The organism is Curtobacterium sp. MCBA15_016 (assembly GCF_001865105.1).
GTDB lineage: Bacteria > Actinomycetota > Actinomycetes > Actinomycetales > Microbacteriaceae > Curtobacterium.
In genome coordinates this window covers 5,637-21,688 of sequence record NZ_MJGR01000032.1, presented here as the reverse complement: position 1 = coordinate 21,688, position 16,052 = coordinate 5,637, and the positions used below count along the sequence as shown (strand labels likewise).

At 71.7% G+C, this 16,052-nt stretch carries 15 protein-coding genes; 8 read left to right on the top strand and 7 right to left on the bottom strand.

What is annotated here, in order from left to right; all coding sequences use genetic code 11:
• Positions 1-35: 35 nt before the first annotated feature.
• The 5 genes from BIV03_RS13075 to BIV03_RS13055 all read right to left on the bottom strand — a co-directional run bounded on the left by BIV03_RS13075 (position 36) and on the right by BIV03_RS13055 (position 5,529).
• Positions 36-1,130, bottom strand: coding sequence for an alkene reductase (locus BIV03_RS13075; RefSeq protein WP_071296013.1), 1,095 nt, complete (start codon positions 1,128-1,130; stop codon positions 36-38).
• Positions 1,131-1,182: 52 nt separating this feature from the next.
• Positions 1,183-1,395, bottom strand: a complete 213-nt coding sequence (locus tag BIV03_RS13070; RefSeq protein ID WP_175473687.1) for a hypothetical protein — start codon at positions 1,393-1,395, stop codon at positions 1,183-1,185.
• 63 nt (positions 1,396-1,458) lie between these two features.
• Entirely contained in the window at positions 1,459-1,902 is a 444-nt protein-coding gene (locus BIV03_RS13065) for a MarR family winged helix-turn-helix transcriptional regulator (protein ID WP_070418166.1), read from the bottom strand.
• A 277-nt stretch (positions 1,903-2,179) separates the two neighbouring features.
• A complete protein-coding gene (locus BIV03_RS13060) occupies positions 2,180-4,816 on the bottom strand; it encodes an MMPL family transporter (protein ID WP_071296012.1) in 2,637 nt (878 codons plus the stop codon).
• 74 nt (positions 4,817-4,890) lie between these two features.
• Positions 4,891-5,529, bottom strand: a complete 639-nt coding sequence (locus tag BIV03_RS13055) for a TetR/AcrR family transcriptional regulator (protein WP_139219791.1) — start codon at positions 5,527-5,529, stop codon at positions 4,891-4,893.
• 145 nt (positions 5,530-5,674) lie between these two features.
• Here BIV03_RS13055 and BIV03_RS13050 point away from each other — a divergent pair, with 145 nt between their 5' ends.
• From BIV03_RS13050 to BIV03_RS13040, 3 genes are all read left to right on the top strand, one after another.
• Complete coding sequence (locus BIV03_RS13050; RefSeq protein ID WP_071296010.1) at positions 5,675-7,156, top strand: mannitol dehydrogenase family protein; 1,482 nt, start codon at positions 5,675-5,677, stop codon at positions 7,154-7,156.
• A 94-nt stretch (positions 7,157-7,250) separates the two neighbouring features.
• Positions 7,251-7,946: a YafY family protein gene (locus BIV03_RS13045; RefSeq protein ID WP_071296009.1), complete on the top strand. Its 696-nt coding sequence runs from the start codon at positions 7,251-7,253 to the stop codon at positions 7,944-7,946.
• A 95-nt stretch (positions 7,947-8,041) separates the two neighbouring features.
• Positions 8,042-8,413, top strand: a complete 372-nt coding sequence (locus BIV03_RS13040; protein ID WP_071296008.1) for a VOC family protein — start codon at positions 8,042-8,044, stop codon at positions 8,411-8,413.
• A 42-nt stretch (positions 8,414-8,455) separates the two neighbouring features.
• On the opposite strand, the gene BIV03_RS13035 is transcribed toward BIV03_RS13040, so the two are convergent.
• Positions 8,456-9,007: a GNAT family N-acetyltransferase gene (locus BIV03_RS13035; protein ID WP_071296007.1), complete on the bottom strand. Its 552-nt coding sequence runs from the start codon at positions 9,005-9,007 to the stop codon at positions 8,456-8,458.
• A 40-nt stretch (positions 9,008-9,047) separates the two neighbouring features.
• On the bottom strand, positions 9,048-10,040 hold the full coding sequence (locus tag BIV03_RS13030) for an alpha/beta hydrolase (protein WP_070418173.1): 993 nt from the start codon (positions 10,038-10,040) through the stop codon (positions 9,048-9,050).
• A 113-nt stretch (positions 10,041-10,153) separates the two neighbouring features.
• On the opposite strand from BIV03_RS13030, the gene BIV03_RS13025 reads away from it, so the two are divergent.
• The 5 genes from BIV03_RS13025 to BIV03_RS13005 all read left to right on the top strand — a co-directional run bounded on the left by BIV03_RS13025 (position 10,154) and on the right by BIV03_RS13005 (position 16,023).
• Entirely contained in the window at positions 10,154-11,065 is a 912-nt protein-coding gene (locus BIV03_RS13025) for an ABC transporter ATP-binding protein (RefSeq protein WP_071296006.1), read from the top strand.
• A complete protein-coding gene (locus BIV03_RS13020; RefSeq protein WP_083403422.1) occupies positions 11,062-11,925 on the top strand; it encodes an ABC transporter permease subunit in 864 nt (287 codons plus the stop codon). The genes BIV03_RS13025 and BIV03_RS13020 overlap by 4 nt, the downstream gene beginning before the upstream one ends.
• A 2-nt stretch (positions 11,926-11,927) precedes the next feature.
• Positions 11,928-13,187, top strand: a complete 1,260-nt coding sequence (locus BIV03_RS19720; RefSeq protein WP_139219792.1) for a sensor histidine kinase — start codon at positions 11,928-11,930, stop codon at positions 13,185-13,187.
• The gene (locus BIV03_RS19715; RefSeq protein WP_070418175.1) at positions 13,188-13,835 is read left to right on the top strand and encodes a response regulator transcription factor; all 648 of its coding nucleotides are present in this window, start codon (positions 13,188-13,190) and stop codon (positions 13,833-13,835) included.
• Positions 13,836-13,971: 136 nt separating this feature from the next.
• Complete coding sequence (locus tag BIV03_RS13005; RefSeq protein WP_071296004.1) at positions 13,972-16,023, top strand: transglycosylase domain-containing protein; 2,052 nt, start codon at positions 13,972-13,974, stop codon at positions 16,021-16,023.
• Positions 16,024-16,052 lie beyond the last annotated feature (29 nt).

Below are 16,052 nucleotides of genomic sequence, written 5' to 3'. Positions count from 1 at the left end.
CACCGCGCCTCCCGTCCGACAGCATGACGCGTCGACTACGCGACCTGCGCGCGCACCTCGGCCAGCGTCGGGTAGTCGGTGTAGCCCTCGGCGCCGTTGCCGTAGAACAGCTCCGGGCGCGGCTCGTTCAGCTCGGTGTCCTGCTCCCAGCGGTACGCGAGGTCCGGGTTCGCGATCGCCGCGCGACCGACGCCCACGGCGTCCGCGTGGCCCTGCGTGACGAGGGCGATGGCCTCGTCACGGGTGGTCAGCGCGCTGAAGCCGGAGTTGGCGATGAACGGGGCGCCCGCGGCCCGGCGGATGTGCTGCACGAGGTCGCCGGTCGGCTCGGCGTGCAGGATGTCGACGAAGGCGAGTCCGAGCGGCGCGAGGCCCTCGGCGACGGCGGTGTAGACCGCGTGGACGTCCGCCGGGTCGCTCTCGAGGACACCCTGGATGCCGTGCTCGGGGGAGAGGCGGATGCCGGTGCGGTCGGCGCCGATGGCCTCGGCGACGGCGGTGGTGACCTCGATCGCGAAGCGGGCGCGGTTCTCGGGCGACCCGCCGTACTCGTCGGTGCGCGTGTTCGACGCTGCCGACATGAACTCGTGCACGAGGTAGCCGTTCGCGCCGTGCACCTCGACGCCGTCGAGTCCGGCGGCGATCGCGTTGCGGGCGGCGCGGACGAAGCCCTGGACGGCCTCGTGCACCTCGTCGGTGGTCAGCGCGTGGGGGACGGGCATGTCCGCCTTCGAGCCGTCGGGGAGGTGTGTCTGCCCGGGAGCAGCGATCGCGGACGGGGCGACGATGCGCGGCGTGCCGGAGATGGCGGTGTGGGACACCCGGCCACCGTGCATGAGCTGCATCACGATGCGACCGCCCTCGGCGTGCACGGCGTCGGCGACGCGGCGCCACCCGGCGATCTGCTCGTCGGTCTCGATGCCGGGCTGCCCGGGGTACGAGCGGCCTTCCTGCACGGGCCAGGTGCCCTCGGTGACGATGAGCCCGAGGCCGGCGCGCTGGGCGTAGTGCTCGACGAGCAGGTCGTTCGGGATGCCGTGCTCACCGGCGCGCGTGCGGGTGAGGGGCGCCATCACGATGCGGTTCGACAGGGGGAGTGCGCCGAAGTCGGCGGGTTCGAAGAGCTTCACGCCCGGGTGGAACGACGTGTTGCCGGGTGCAATTCCCGGTCGGGGCGGATCGTCAGGCTCGGGGGCACACGAGCGTCGAGGAGCGCACCTGCCCCTCGGGGCGGATCACCTGGTGCTGGGAGAGGGGCTGGCCGCAGATCGGGCAGCCGCGGTCGATCGTGCGGTCGTCGATGCCCTCGGGGTGGCCGGCGCCGATCTGCGACGGGCCCATCTTGGCGATGAGCGTGCTGTTCCACCGTTCGTACCACTGTCCGAAGCGACCCACGGTCCGTCCTTTCGTTCGTACACGAACCATTGTGCCACGAACAGCTTCGCAGCACACGGCCGATCACACGGTGTCGACGCGTTCGAGCAGTTCGGTGAGCTCGTCCTTCAGTGCTTCGAGGCGTTCGAGCGGCCAGCCGAGGCGGTCGGCGACGGCGAGCGGGACCGCCCGGGCCTGTTCGCGCAGGGAGCGCCCGGCCACGGTGAGGGAGACCTCGAGCTGGCGTTCGTCCGTGGTGCTCCGGGTGCGGCGGACGTAGCCGGAGGCCTCGAGGCGCTTGAGCAGCGGGCTGAGGGTGGCCGAGTCGAGCCGGAGTTCGCGGGCGATCTCGCGGACGGAGCGCGGGTCCTGCTCCCAGAGGGCGAGCATGACGAGGTACTGCGGGTGCGTCAGGCCCATGGGTTCGAGCAGGTCGCGGTAGAGCCCGATGACGCTGCGGCTCGTCGCCGCGAGCGCGAAGCAGAGCTGTCGGTCGAGGGCGAGCGGGTCGACGTCGGTCTCGGTCATCCGCCCACCCTACCGTTCGTGTACGAACGAGCGGGTGGGGTCTGCGCGCGCGGTGCTCGGTCGAGTGGTTGCGGGCGCGGGGTTGCGACAACCCGCGAGTCGATCGACCGGCGGAGTGTCGGAACATGCGCACGCAGAGGATGCGCGGGCACAATGCGACAACCCGCGAGTCGATCGACTGGGCGGAGTGTCGAATCCACGGTGCGAGACGCACGCACGGGAGGCGCGGGCCGACCCGTGTGGGTCGACCCGCGCCTCCTGGGTGGTCGCGTCGTGCCTACGCGCGGTGCGCCGGCGGGTGCCCCGACTCGTGCGCGTTCGCGTCCGGCTCCACGGGGAGCGCGTGCGACCCGGTGTGGGTGTTCTCGTGCCCACCGGCCGGGTGCGACCGCTCGAGCTTGGCGCCCTCGACGTCGACGTCCGGCACGATCCGGTCGAGCCACTTCGGGAACCACCACGCGCTCTCGCCGAGCAGGTGCATCGCGGCCGGGATGAGCAGCATCCGGACGACGAAGGCGTCGACCAGCACACCGAACGCCAGGCCGAAGCCGATCGGCTTGATGGTGGAGGAGTCCGAGAAGATGAAGCCCGCGAACACCGAGATCATGATGATCGCGGCCGCCGTGACCACTGCGCGACCGGCGTGCAGGCCTCGCTGGACCGCGACCTTCGCCGAGGCTCCGTGGGCGTACGCCTCGCGCATGCCCGACACCAGGAAGAGCTGGTAGTCCATCGCGAGCCCGAACAGGATGCCGATCTCGATGATGGGCAGGAAGCTCAGGATCGGTGCGGGGTCGTGCACCCCGAACACGCTGCCGAGCCAGCCCCACTGGTAGATCGCGGTCAGGCCGCCGAACGACGCCAGGACGGACAGGATGAAGCCGGCCGTCGCGGTGATCGGCACGAGGAACGACCGGAACACGATGATGAGGATGATCAGCGACAGGCCAACGACCACCACGAGGTAGAGCGGCAGCACGTTCGAGAGCTTCTCGGACACGTCGATGTTGGCGGACGCGTTGCCGGCGACCCCGAGCGTGACCTTCCCGTCGTCGGTGGAGACGGTCTGCTCGCGGAGGTCCTTCACGAGGGTCTCGGTCGAGACGCTGTCCGGGCCACCGGCGGGCTTCACCTGGAACGCGATGATGTCGCGGTCCTTCGATGCGCCGATCGGCAGGACGGCCTTCACGTCGTCGTTCTTCGCGATCGCTTCACCGATGGTGACCTCGGTCGCGGTGACGTCGTCCGCGCTGACCGAGTCCGGCAGGGTGGCGACCACGAGGAGCGGCCCGTTCTGGCCGGCACCGAACTCGTCGTCGAGGGCCTTGTACGCCTTGTACTGGCTGGACTCCACGGACTCCGACGCACCCGTCGGCAGGCCGAGGCGCATCTGCGTGGCGGGCAGGGCGATGGTGCCGAGCACCGCGACGCCGGCGACGAGCGTGATGACCGCGCGCCAGGTCGACATCGGCTTGTTCGGGACGCGGGTCGAGTCGGTGTTGCCGATCTTCGCGCGCTCCTTCTTCCGGAGGATCCGCATGCCGATGAGCGACAGCAGCGCCGGGGTGAAGGACGTCGCGATGAGGATCGCGAAGAACACCGCGACGGCACCGACCGTGCCCATCAGGCCGAGGAACGGGATGCCCGTGATGTTCAGGGCGAGCAGCGCGACGATGACGGTCGCGCCGGCGAAGACCACGGCGTTGCCGGAGGTGCCGTTCGCGAGCCCGATGGACTCGTGCACGCCCATGCCCTGCTTCAGTTGGGTCCGGTGTCGGTTGAGGATGAAGAGCGAGTAGTCGATGCCGACCGCCAGGCCCAGCATCACCCCCAGCACCGGCGTGACCGAGATGAACTCGACGAGGCTCGAGAACGACAGGGCCGCGAGGGATGCGACGCCGACGCCGAGCACGGCGGAGACGAGCGGGACGGCGGCGCCGATGATCGTGCGGAGCATGAGGAACAGCACGATCGCGGCGATGATCACGCCGCCGATCTCACCGGGGCCGAGGATCGACGGGACGCCCTGGGCGATGTCGTTCGAGACGTACACGTCGACGCCGCTGATGTCGGCCGCCTCGGCATCGTCCGCGATCTGGGTCTTCGTGTCGGCCGGGACCTCGTAGGTCGACTTCGTGAACTGCACGGTGCCGATGACGGCGCTGCCGTTCGACGACACGAAGCGGATGTCCTTCGACAGGTCGAGGAGCTTGGAGCCCTGCTCGAGCTCCTGTTCGCTGTCGTCGAGCTTCTTCGTGTTGTCGTCGATCTTCTGCTGTGCGGCCTCGAGCTGCTGCTCGCCCGAGGTGATCTGCTGCTGCTGCGCGTCGATCTGTGCCTGTGCCTGGGCGAGCTGGGTCTGGGCGGCCGCCGCCGCGGCGCCTCCCGCTGCCTCGGCCTGGGCCTTCTGCGCGTTCAGCTGGGCCTGCGCGCTGGCGATCTGCTCCTTGCCGGATGCCAACTGCGACTTCTGCGCGTCGAGCTCCTCCTGACCGCTCTCGATCTGCGCACGGCCGTCGGTGATCTGCTCGCGGCCGTCGACGATCTTCTGCCGCTGGTCGTCGAGCTGCTGCTGGGTGTCGAACCCGCTCGTGGCACCCTTGACGCCGTCGAGCTTCTCGACCTTCCGCAGGAAGTCGGCGACGTCGGACTTCTGGGCGTCGCTGAAGGCCTTGCCGTTCGTCGTCTCGAAGACGATCGTGCCGGTGCCGCCGTTCGCGGACGGGAACTTGTCGGCGAGCTCGTCCTGCACCTGGCTCGTCTTGGTGTTCGGGATCGTGATCGACGACGAGATGGTGCCGGCGAAGAGCGAGTACGTGAGACCCGCGATGCCCATGATCACCACCCACGCGATGATCACGAGCCAGTGGCGTCGTGCGGAGAACCGTCCGAGACGGTAGAGGAGACCGGCCATGCGGTTGCCCCGATCCTTTCGTTGTCAGCTGCTGTGGAGCGGGGTGCGCCGGTGGACCCCTGGGGAGGGAAGTGTCAGTCGTCGGCCATGTAGCCGCTGCGGACGCTGTGCACGAGTCGTGCGAGCAGGGCGTCCCAGTCGTCGAGCGCGTCCTGGTCGAGGCGGGGTCCGGTCGTCGTGAGCCAGTGCTCGGCGATCACGACGATCCCGCTCATCAGGGACTCGACGAGGAGTGCGGCGTCGAGGGCGTCGGCGGCCGGGTGGCGTCGGGCGACCTCGTCGCGGAGTCGTTCCGTGACCCGTGCGAAGGCGGTCTGGGTGAGCACCGCGGCCTTGGGGTCGTCCTTGCCGGGGTCGCCGAGGATCCGGTACATCCCGGCGATCGCGGGCGCCAGGTCGGCACCGCGGGCGGCGGACTCGAGCTCGTCGAACATCGACGACCGGCTACCGTCGCCGACCGGGGTCTTCGCCATGTCGGCGAGGAAGCGGTCGATGATGACCGAGAGCTCCTGCTCGCAGACGGCCAGCAGGACCTCGTCCAGGGACCCGAAGTGGTTGAACACGGTCCGTCGGGCGATGTCGGCCCGTGAAGCGAGGTCCTCGACGCTGAACCCGCGGCCCCCGCGCTCCTCGACGAGGTCGCGGGCGGCCTGCAGGATCGCCGCACGGTGCTTCGCCTTGAGGGCAGCACGGCGGTCGATCGACAGGGTCACGCCCACGACACTAGGTGCATCGATGCACTCGGTGCAACGACGTGGAGAGCATCTTCAGGTACGTACCCCGGCGGGAACCGTGGTTCTGAACAGATGTGCACGTGGTTGACTGGGCGAGCACGTCCGCCGTACGAAGGAGTACCCGATGCCCGTCCGTCTGTCCCCGCAGCACCTCGACGAGATCGCCGCGAGCGGTGTCGCCGTCCCGACCTACGACCGCGACGGGATCACCGCCGGCATCGTGCACTTCGGCGTCGGCGGCTTCCACCGGGCGCACCAGGCGATGGTGATCGACCGGCTGCTCCAGCAGGGCGAGGCCCGCGAGTACGGCATCTGCGGCGTCGGTGTGCTCGAGCAGGACCGTCGGATGGCCACGGCGATGGCCGAGCAGGGCGGGCTGTACACGCTCGTCCTCAAGCACCCCGACGGCACCCGCGAGTCCCGCGTGATCGGCAGCATCGTCGACTACCTGCTCGCCGTCGACGACCCCGACGCCGTCGTCGAGAAGATGGCGCACCCGGACACCCGGATCGTCAGCCTGACCATCACCGAGGGCGGCTACAACTTCGACCACGTCACCGGCGAGTTCGTCGCCGACGAGCCGGGCGTCGCGGCCGACCTGCGCGGCGACGGCCCGCCGCACACCGTGTTCGGACTCGTCGTCGAGGCCCTGCGGCGCCGGCGGGACCGTGGGCTGGAGCCCTTCACCGTGATGTCCTGCGACAACATCCAGGGGAACGGGCACGTCGCCCGCGAGATGTTCACCGCCTACGCCCGGCTGCAGGACCCGGCGTTCGCCGACTGGATGGACGAGCACGTCTCGTTCCCGAACTCGATGGTCGACCGGATCACCCCGGTCACCGCCGACGAGGACCGCGCCTGGGTCCGGGACGAGCTCGGCATCGAGGACGCCTGGCCCGTCGTCGCCGAACCGTTCTTCCAGTGGGTGCTCGAGGACGACCACCCCGCAGGCCGGCCGCCGTACGAGCAGGCCGACGTCCAGATCGTCGACGACGTCGAGCCGTACGAGCTCATGAAGTTGCGGCTGTTGAACGCGAGCCACCAGGGCCTGTGCTACTTCGGGTACCTGTCCGGGTACCGCTACGCGCACGAGGCCACGCAGGACCCGGCGATCGCGACCTTCCTGCGCCGGTACATGGACGAGGAGGGCACGCCGACCCTGCACCCGGTGCCCGGCATCGACCTCGAGGACTACAAGTCCACCCTCATCGAGCGCTTCCAGAACCCCGAGGTCCGCGACACCCTCGCCCGGCTCTGCGCCGAGTCGAGCGACCGCATCCCGAAGTGGCTGCTGCCGGTGGTGCGCGAGAACCTCGCCGCCGACCGACCCGTCACCCTGTCCGCGGGCATCGTGGCCTCGTGGGCACGCTACGACGAGGGCACCGACGAGTCCGGCGAGCCGATCCAGATCGTCGACCGGCTGGCCGAGCCGTTGCACCGCATCGCGCTCACGCAGCGGGACGACCGGCTCGCCTTCATCCGGAACCGCCAGGTCTTCGGGGACCTCGTGGACGACGACCGGTTCGTCACGGCCTACCGCGACGCCCTCGACGGGCTGATCGCGGACGGTGCCCACGCGACGGTGACGCGCCTGTCGCGTTCCTGAGACGCGACCGTCCACGGTCCAGGAGGCGCGGTGCCAGGCCGCACCGCGCCTCCTGGCCCGTCCCGTGGTGCGTCCAGGGCGCTAGGGTCGCGTCGTGAACCGGACCGACCGCCTGTACGCGCTCGTCGAGGAGCTGCGCGCGGCGGCACCCGGCCGACGGAGCGCTCGTCGCCTGGCCGAGCACTTCGGGGTGAGCGTCCGCACCGTCGAACGGGACCTGCGGGCGCTGCAGGAGGCCGGCCTCCCGATCTGGTCCGAGCCCGGACGCACCGGCGGGTACACCATCGACGCCCGTGCGACGCTCCCGCCCCTCGGGCTCACGGTGGACGAGGCGCTCGCCGTGGCGATCGGCCTCGGGACCCTCGGCGCGAGCCCCTTCCGCGACGCCGCCAGGAGTGCGGCGCGCAAGGTCACCGCGGTGCTCGCCGAGGACGACGCCCGACGGACGGCCCGACTCGCGGCACGGGTGCTCCTGCTCGAGGCGGGGGACCGGGCCCCGGCACCCGTCGCACTCGCGGGGGCGCTCACGGGCGGACGCGTGGTGCGGATGCGGTACCGGGACGCGACCGGCACCGAGACCGACCGCACGGTCGAGCCGCTCGGGTACGTCGGCAAGGGGGAGGACTGGTACCTCGTCGCCTGGTGCCGACTGCGCGACGGGGTCCGGGCGTTCCGCGGCGACCGGGTGCTCGCCGTCGAGGAGACCGACGAGGTCGCGCCGCCGCGGGTCGTCCGGACCGAGGAGCTCGACATCCCGCACGGGGTGCTCCGACCCGTCCTCGGGGACTGACGGTCCGATCCGCGGAAACCCCGACAGGACGGTGTCGCGGACGGCGAGGATGCTCGACCCCGGGTGGCCACGGTGGTCACCCGGGAAGGCACACCGTGGAGTTCGCATCGATCCGCATCATCACCGACGACCTGGACGGGATGGTGGCGTTCTACGAGCGCGTCACCGGCACCACCGCCCGACGTCCGGCTCCGGTCTTCGCGGAGATCGTGACCGGCGGCCTCGTGCTCGCGCTCGGGACGCCGGCGACGGTCGCGGTGCTCGGCGTCGACGCGCCCCGGGCGGGTGCGGCGGGCAGCGCGATCGTCGAGTTCCTCGTGGCGGACGTGGACGCGACGTTCGACCGCCTGCAGGTGGGTCCCGCCGACGTGGTGCTGCCGCCGACGACGATGCCGTGGGGCAACCGGTCCGCGATCCTCCGGGACCCGGACGGCACGCTGGTGAACCTGTTCAGCCGTCCCGCGTGACCGTTCCGGTTCGTCGACCCCGGGGATCGCGAACCGCGACGGTCAGCGCTCGTCGTCGTCCCACGGCACCGGCGTGGTCGTGCCCGTCTCCCAGTCGCTGCGGAGCACGCCGTACCCGACCGAGGCGACGGGGCGTCCGCCCTCGACGGGCCAGCCCTCGCGGTAGTGCGCCTCCTTCACCCAGCCGGCGCGGACGAACACGCGCCGCATCGCGACGTTGTCCTCGCGCGTCTGCCCCTCGAAGCGCGTGACCTCGGGCAGGGTGCGGAACACGTGGTCGGTCGTCGCGCGGAGTGCCGGGACGCCGAGGCCCTGCCCGCGGAACCGGCCGGCGATCCGGAGGTCGAAGAGCGGGACGGGGTCGGCCAGGTCCTCGAGCCGGACGATCCCGACGCGGCCGAGCTCGTCGTGCTCCAACCAGGAGGTGTCGTGCTCGTCGTCGCGGTACGCACCGGCGTCGACGGCGGCCTCGGCGTCGGCGCGGGGGATGGTGCGCCGGACGTGGAACGGGAACTCCTCGCCGGTGAGGAACGCGATCAGGTCGGCGCGGTCGGCGCCGGTCGGGTCGAGTCGGACGAGCGAGACGGAGGACATGGCGATCAGGGTAGCGGCGTCGTGCTCAGCGGCGTCGTGTTCAGCGGGGGAGCGAGGCGGCCCAACGGCCGATCGCGTCGTAGGCGCGCTCGCGGACCTCGGGGGCGGAGAGCACGACGTCGTGCACGGCGCCGTGCAGGCGTCGGACCGTGACCTCGCTGCCCAGGGACAGGGCGCGGTGCGCGACGACGTCCACGTTGAGCGCGACGTCCGCCCGCGCCATCCCGTCGTCCCACCGGGGTTGCAGCATGCTCTTGTCGCTGAGGAGGACGAGCACGGGCACCTCGAGGTCGAGTCCGGCCTCGACCGTGGCCTGGCCGTCGAACACCGCGGCGAGCCAGTTCGGGTGCAGGGGGAAGCCCCGGTCGGGTCGCCACTGCTGGTCGTACGTCCACGAGCCCTCGCCCGCGGCGGACACCGTGCGGGTGTAGAAGCCGGGGTCGACGGCGGGCATCGGCGCGAGCGGGTTCCGACGGGCGCCGAGCTTGATGACCGGCGCCACGATCGCACGGCCGACCGCGCTCGCCTGGAACTCGAGCCACGGGCTGTTCAGGATGAGACCGTCGACCCGGTCGGCGTGCCGGGCAGCCCACAGCGACAGGGTCAGACCGCCGGTCGAGTGGCCCATCGGCACGAGCCGACGACCGGTCTCGCCGTGGTGCTCCGCGGCGATGGCGTCGAGCGCGGCGGCGATGTCCTCGTCGTAGGTGGCGAGGTCGTCGACGTTCCCCGGGGTCTGCCGCGGTCGCAGGCTCCGCCCGTACTTGCGCAGGTCGAGGGCGTGGAACCGGGCGCCGAGCCGCTCGACGCGCTCCGCGAGCTCGACCTGGAAGAAGTAGTCCGACCAGCCGTGCACGTACAGCACGTCGACGCCGTGCAGCGGACCGCGTGCGTGCAGCAGGAGGTCCGCAGCGGATCGGCGTCGTCGGACGAGCGTCGCCACCACCGGTCCCTCGTGGTCCTCGCCGAGCGGGAGCTCGAGGCGCTCGAACGGCGCCCCGAGGACGTCCTCGCGCCACCCGTGGTCCGCCATCCGTCGAGCGTATCCGGAGCCCCTCCGCGTGGTACCGGGGTACCACGCAGCGCGCCCGGAGATCGGTTCCGGTGCCGATGTGCGGGCGGGTGCGGTCTCCGTACGGTTGCCGCATGATCGAGATCCAGAACCTGACGAAGCGCTACGGCGAGAAGGTCGCCGTCGACGACGTGTCGTTCACCGTCCGCCCCGGGGTGGTCACCGGCTTCCTCGGCCCGAACGGCGCCGGCAAGTCCACGACCATGCGGGCCGTGATGGGCCTCGACAGCCCGACCTCGGGCAACGCCGTCGTCGACGGGCGCCCGTACCGCGAGCTCCGCGACCCGCTCCGCCGCGTCGGGGCGCTGCTCGAGGCGAAGGCCGTGCACAAGGGCCGCAGCGCGTACGACCACCTGCGCGCCCTCGCCGCGACGCACCGGATCCCGAAGGCCCGGGTCGAGGAGGTCATCGGCATGACCGGTCTCGAGCGGGTCGCGAAGCAGCGCGTCGGTGGGTTCTCCCTCGGCATGGGGCAGCGGCTCGGCATCGCCGCGGCGCTCCTCGGCGACCCGCAGACGCTCATCCTCGACGAGCCGGTCAACGGCCTCGACCCCGAGGGCGTCGTGTGGGTGCGGCAGCTCGCCCGGAGCCTCGCCGCCGAGGGCCGTGCGGTCTTCATCTCGAGCCACCTGATGAGCGAGATGGCGCTGACCGCGGACCGCATCGTCGTGATGGGCCGTGGCCGGGTCCTCGCCGACACGGACCTCGCCGACCTCGTCGCGTCCTCGACCGAGCGCTCCGTCTCCGTCCGGACGCCGGAGCCCGACCGGCTCATGACCGCCATCGCCGGTCCGGACGTCGCGGTCACGTACGAGGACGACGGCGCACTGCACGTGCGCGGACTCGGCGCGGAACAGATCGGCGAGGCGGCCGCTGCGTCCGGGATCGTCCTGCACCGGCTGGCCTCCACCGAGGCGAGCCTCGAGCAGGCGTACCTCGAACTCACGCACGACGAGGTCGAGTACCGGTCGGAGGTCGCACGATGAGCGCCACGATGACGACCGACCGGCCCCGCACGCTGCACCAGCACGACGCCGCACGCATCCGGTTCTCGGGCGTGCTGCACTCCGAGTGGATCAAGCTGCGGTCCCTCCGCTCCACGATCTGGAGCCTGCTCGTCCTCGTCCTCGTGCCGATCGGCATCGGCGTCCTGCTCGCCTCGCTGGCGGACGACGGGGGCCGGACCGTCACCGGGGACGCCGCCCGGAACGCGCTCGTGCAGTACAGCACCAGCGGTGCGACGATCGCCGTCCTGGTCGTGACCGTCATCGGCGCCCTCGTCGTGACCGGCGAGTACGGCACCGGCATGATCCGGTCGACGTTCTCGGCGGTGCCCCGGCGGTGGGAGGCGCTCGCCGCGAAGGGCATCGTGCTCGCCGCGACCGTGTTCGTCACGAGCGCCGTCAGCGTGTGGGCGACGGCGTTCACGACGCTGCCGATCGCCGACGCGAACGGGGTCGAGGCCTCGCTCGACGCCAGCGTCGCGATGCCGCTGCTCGGTGCGTCGGTGTACCTGACCCTCATCGCGCTGCTCGCCTTCGCCGTGGGCATCGTGCTGCGTTCCACCGCGGGGGCGATCGCCACCGTGCTCGGCCTCATGCTGGTGGCCCCGGTGGTGGTCCAGCTCGTGCAGGGGTTCACGAACGCGACGTGGCTCGGCACGCTGAACAACCTGCTCCCGCAGAACGCCGGGCAGCCGCTCATGCAGTTCGGCACCGAGGACACCTCGGGCTGGCACGACGGCGTCCTAGCCTTGGGAGGGTGGAGCGGATTCGCGGTGCTGGCGGCCTGGGTGGTCGCGGCGTCGGCGACGGCACTCGTCCTGGCGCAGAAGCGGGACGCGTGACGATGACCGAACCCGTCCCCGGCGCCGTGCACGACGGCGCCGGGGACCTCACGCTGCCCGTCGCACCCGGACGGATCCGGCGCTGGTGGGCCGGACACCCGCGTGCGGCGGACGTCCTGCTCATCCTGTTCTGGGGCGGCCCCGAGGTCGCCTTCGCGATCGGCGGTGTCTGGCGCGCGGACTCCTCGGTCACGAACACGGTCGTGGTGCTGGTCCTCGTCGGCATCGCGGTCGCGGGCATCCCGTTCCGTCGGACCCGGCCGCAGGTCACGGTCGTGGCCGGGCTCGTGTCCGTCGTCGCGATGGCGTGGACCGAGGCGGGGTACTCGCCGATGCTGTTCGCCGCCTTCGCCGCGTGCGTGTGGTGGTCGCGGGCAGCGGGGTGGTGGAGCATCGCTGTCGCGTCCGTGCTCGGTGCGGCGGCCACCGCGGTCCGGGTGTGGGTCGTGGCTCCGGGATCGGGTGGACTCGGCGAGGTCTTCGCACCCGCGCTGCCGGCCTTCCTGGTCATCGCGGTGCTGATCGGCACGACGACCGGGGACCGCCGCCGCTACACCGAGGCGCTCATCGACCGGGCACGCCAGCTCGCCCGTGAGCGCGATCAGCAGGCCCGGCTCGCCGCGGCAGCCGAACGCGCACGGATCGCCCGCGAGATGCACGACATCGTGTCGCACTCGGTCACGGTCATGGTCCGACTGGCCGAGGGCGCCGCGGCGGGGCTGCCGGACGACGACCCGTCCGCGACGGCGATGCGCGGCGTCGCGGACGTCGGCCGGAGCGCGATGACCGACATGCGGCGCATGCTCGGTGTGCTGTCCGAGCCGGGTGCCGGCAGCGGCGGCGCCGACGCTGCGGACTCCCTCGCCCCGCAGCCGGCCGTCCGTGACCTCCCGCAACTCGTCGACGGCTTCCGCGCGCTCGGCACCCCCGTCACGCTCGAGGTCGCCGGTGGTCCGCCGGACGACGACGCCCTGCAGCTGGCGGTCTACCGCATCGTCCAGGAGGCCCTCACGAACGTCGTGCGGTACGCCCCCCGTGCCCGCGCGGTGACCGCCACCGTGACCACCTCGTCCGACGAGGTCGTCGTCACCGTGACGGACGACGCTCGACGGACCGCCCCAGCACCGCAGATCGGAGCCGGACGTGGGCTCGTGGGCATCCGCGAGCGCGTGCACGCCCTCGGCGGCAGCGTCCACGCCGGTCCGCGCCCCGCGGACGGCTGGGAGGTCCGGGCGACGATCCCGGTCCGGAAGGAGGCCTGAGTGATCCGCGTCGCGATCGTCGACGACCAGCAGCTCATCCGCACGGGGTTCCGGCTCCTGCTCGACGCCCAGCCCGACATCGAGGTGGTCGGTGAGGCCGAGGACGGTGCCGCCGGCGTCCAGCTGGCACGCGCCCACCACCCGGACGTCGTGCTCATGGACGTCCGCATGCCCCGCGTCGACGGGGTCACCGCGACCGCCGCGATCGTCGAGCAGCTCCCCGACACCCGCGTGCTCGTGCTCACGACGTTCGACCTCGACGAGTACGCGTTCGGCGGGTTGCGAGCGGGGGCGAGCGGGTTCCTCCTCAAGGACATCAGCTCCGCGCAGTTGCTCGACGCGATCCGTGCCGTGGCCTCGGGTGAGGCGGTCGTCTCACCCCGCGTCACCCAGCGGATGCTCGACCTGTTCGGCACCCGGCTGCCGGATCCGGGGGACGGCGGCCCGGACCCCGCGGCCGCGCTCACACCCCGGGAACGGGACGTGCTGCTCGCGATGGCGCGGGGACTGTCGAACCAGGAGATCGCGTCGTCGCTGCACACGAGCGAGTCGACGGTGAAGACGCACGTCGGCCGGGTCCTCGCGAAGCTCGGCCTGCGGGACCGCGTGCACGCGGTCATCTTCGCCTACGAGCACGGCCTCCTGTAACGATCCGTACCGCCTCGGGACCTTCCCAGCCGCCGTGACGGACTTCCCCGGGGAAGTCCCGGCTGTCGTCCGACCTCGGCTGGGACGCTCCGGGAACCGCAGCAGCGGTGATCCACACGAGGGGGAGGCCCAGGGGATGACGTTCAGACGTGCAGGAGGAGCCGCGCTCGGCTTCGTCGGCGGGAGTGTGCTCGCCGGGTTGCTGGTCGGGGTCGGCGTGACGCCGGTGCTGGCGGTGGCAGGGGTGGGGACGACCTCGGCGATCGGGGTCTTCGACTCGATGCCGGAGTACATCGAGATCGGTGAGCTGCCGCAGCGCAACGAGGTCTGGGCGTACCGCGGCGGGAAGCCGGTGCACCTGGCGAACGTCTGGGCGCAGAACCGGCAGGAGCTCAGCCTCGACCAGATCAGCGACACCCTCGAGCACGCGGCCGTCGACGGCGAGGACAAGCGCTTCTACGAGACCGGCGGCGTCGACGCGACGAGCATGGTCCGGTCCCTCGTGAGCGTGGTCGCCGCGGGCGGCAAGGGTGGCTCCGGTGGGTCGACCATCACGATGCAGCTGGTGCGGAACATCAAGATCCAGCAGGCGAGCGAGCTCCCGACGGCCGAGGAGCGGGACGCCGCCTACAAGGAGGCGACGAAGCGTTCCGCGCAGCGCAAGCTCGCCGAGATGAAGCTGGCGATCGGCCTCGCGAAGGAGTACTCGAAGCAGGAGATCCTGTCGGCGTACCTCAACATCGCGTACTTCGGCGACCAGACGTACGGGGTGCAGGCCGCCGCGCAGCGCTACTACGCCAAGGACGCCACCGACCTGTCCCCGGCCGAGGCCGCGTCGCTCGTCGCGATCGTGCAGTGGCCGGAGCGGCGGGACCTGTCGCGTCCGAGCCACTACGCCGACAACGTGGCCCGCCGCGACGTCATCCTCCGGTCGATGCACGACCAGGGGCACCTGAGCCGTGCCGAGCTCACCGAGGCACTGGCGTCGAAGCCGGCCGAGTACGTCCGCCTGACGCCCCCGCAGCAGGGGTGCGAGGCCGTCGCCCGCGGCGCGGAGTTCTTCTGCCAGTACGCGGTCGAGGCCGCTCGGGAACTGCCGCAGCTCGGCCCGACGCAGGACCGCCGCGACGACGCCTGGCGGAAGGGCGGCTACCGCGTGCAGACGACCCTCGACCTCGACCTGAACGGGCAGCAGAAGGCGCTGCTCGACCGCTACGACCCGGCCACCGAGTCCCGGTTCGCACTCGGCGCCACGCTGGACACGGTCGAGGCCGGGACCGGTCGGGTCCTGACAATGGCGCAGAACAAGGACTACGACCGCTCGTCGAACGCGCCCGCGAGCGCGACCTCGCTGAACTACGCGACCGACGAGGCGAACGGCGACTCGACCGGGTTCCAGGTCGGCTCGACCTACAAGATGTTCACGCTCCTGCAGTGGCTCGCCGCCGGCAAGAGCCCCGACGCGGTCGTCGACGGCACCCGGCACGGGCGGAGCTCGTGGACGCAGTGCGGGCAGACGCTCGACTCGTACTGGAACCCGAAGAACGACTCGCCGGGACAGACCGGCCGCTTCACGGTCCGCGCGGCGACGGCGCAGTCGGTGAACGCCGCCTACGCGTCGATGGCCGAGCAGCTCGACCTGTGTGACATCCGCGACACCGCGGCGGCGCTCGGCGTGCACCCGGCGACCGGGGGAGCCCTGCCGGCGAACCCCGCGGCCGTGCTCGGCACGACGAGCATCGCGCCGCTCACCATGGCGGCCGCGTACGCCGGCGTGGCGAACGGCGGCGTGTACTGCGCGCCGGTCGTCATCGACCAGGTGACCTCACGGGACGGCGAGCAGCTCGGCGGCCAGCAGCGCTCGTGCCGGCAGGCCGTCCCGACCGCCGTCGCGACCACCGCGTTCGAGGTCATGCAGGGCGCGTTCCGCGGCGGTACCGCGAACGGCGGGCAGACCCCGGACGGTGCGACGGTGTTCGGCAAGACCGGCACGACCGACGACGCCGACCAGATCTGGCTCATCGGCGGGACGACCCGCGCGGTGACGGCCTACTGGCAGGGGAACACCGACGGTGGGAAGGCGAACCTGCGCCACTTCGACAACGTCGAGGGGACGTACGCGAGCACCCGTGCCGCCGTGTGGCGGCAGGCGCAGACGGCGGTCAACGCGGCGGTGTCCGTGGGGTGAGCTGCAGCGGACGAACGACGGGAGGCGCG

Coding starts and splice junctions, on each gene's coding strand:
- BIV03_RS13065 (WP_070418166.1), bottom strand. CDS start 1,902: ATGACCGAGACCGACGTCGACCCGCTCGCCCTCGACCGACAGCTCTGC.
- BIV03_RS13060 (WP_071296012.1), bottom strand. CDS start 4,816: ATGGCCGGTCTCCTCTACCGTCTCGGACGGTTCTCCGCACGACGCCAC.
- BIV03_RS13050 (WP_071296010.1), top strand. CDS start 5,675: ATGCCCGTCCGTCTGTCCCCGCAGCACCTCGACGAGATCGCCGCGAGC.
- BIV03_RS13035 (WP_071296007.1), bottom strand. CDS start 9,007: ATGTCCTCCGTCTCGCTCGTCCGACTCGACCCGACCGGCGCCGACCGC.
- BIV03_RS13030 (WP_070418173.1), bottom strand. CDS start 10,040: ATGGCGGACCACGGGTGGCGCGAGGACGTCCTCGGGGCGCCGTTCGAG.
- BIV03_RS13025 (WP_071296006.1), top strand. CDS start 10,154: ATGATCGAGATCCAGAACCTGACGAAGCGCTACGGCGAGAAGGTCGCC.
- BIV03_RS13020 (WP_083403422.1), top strand. CDS start 11,062: ATGAGCGCCACGATGACGACCGACCGGCCCCGCACGCTGCACCAGCAC.
- BIV03_RS19720 (WP_139219792.1), top strand. CDS start 11,928: ATGACCGAACCCGTCCCCGGCGCCGTGCACGACGGCGCCGGGGACCTC.
- BIV03_RS13005 (WP_071296004.1), top strand. CDS start 13,972: ATGACGTTCAGACGTGCAGGAGGAGCCGCGCTCGGCTTCGTCGGCGGG.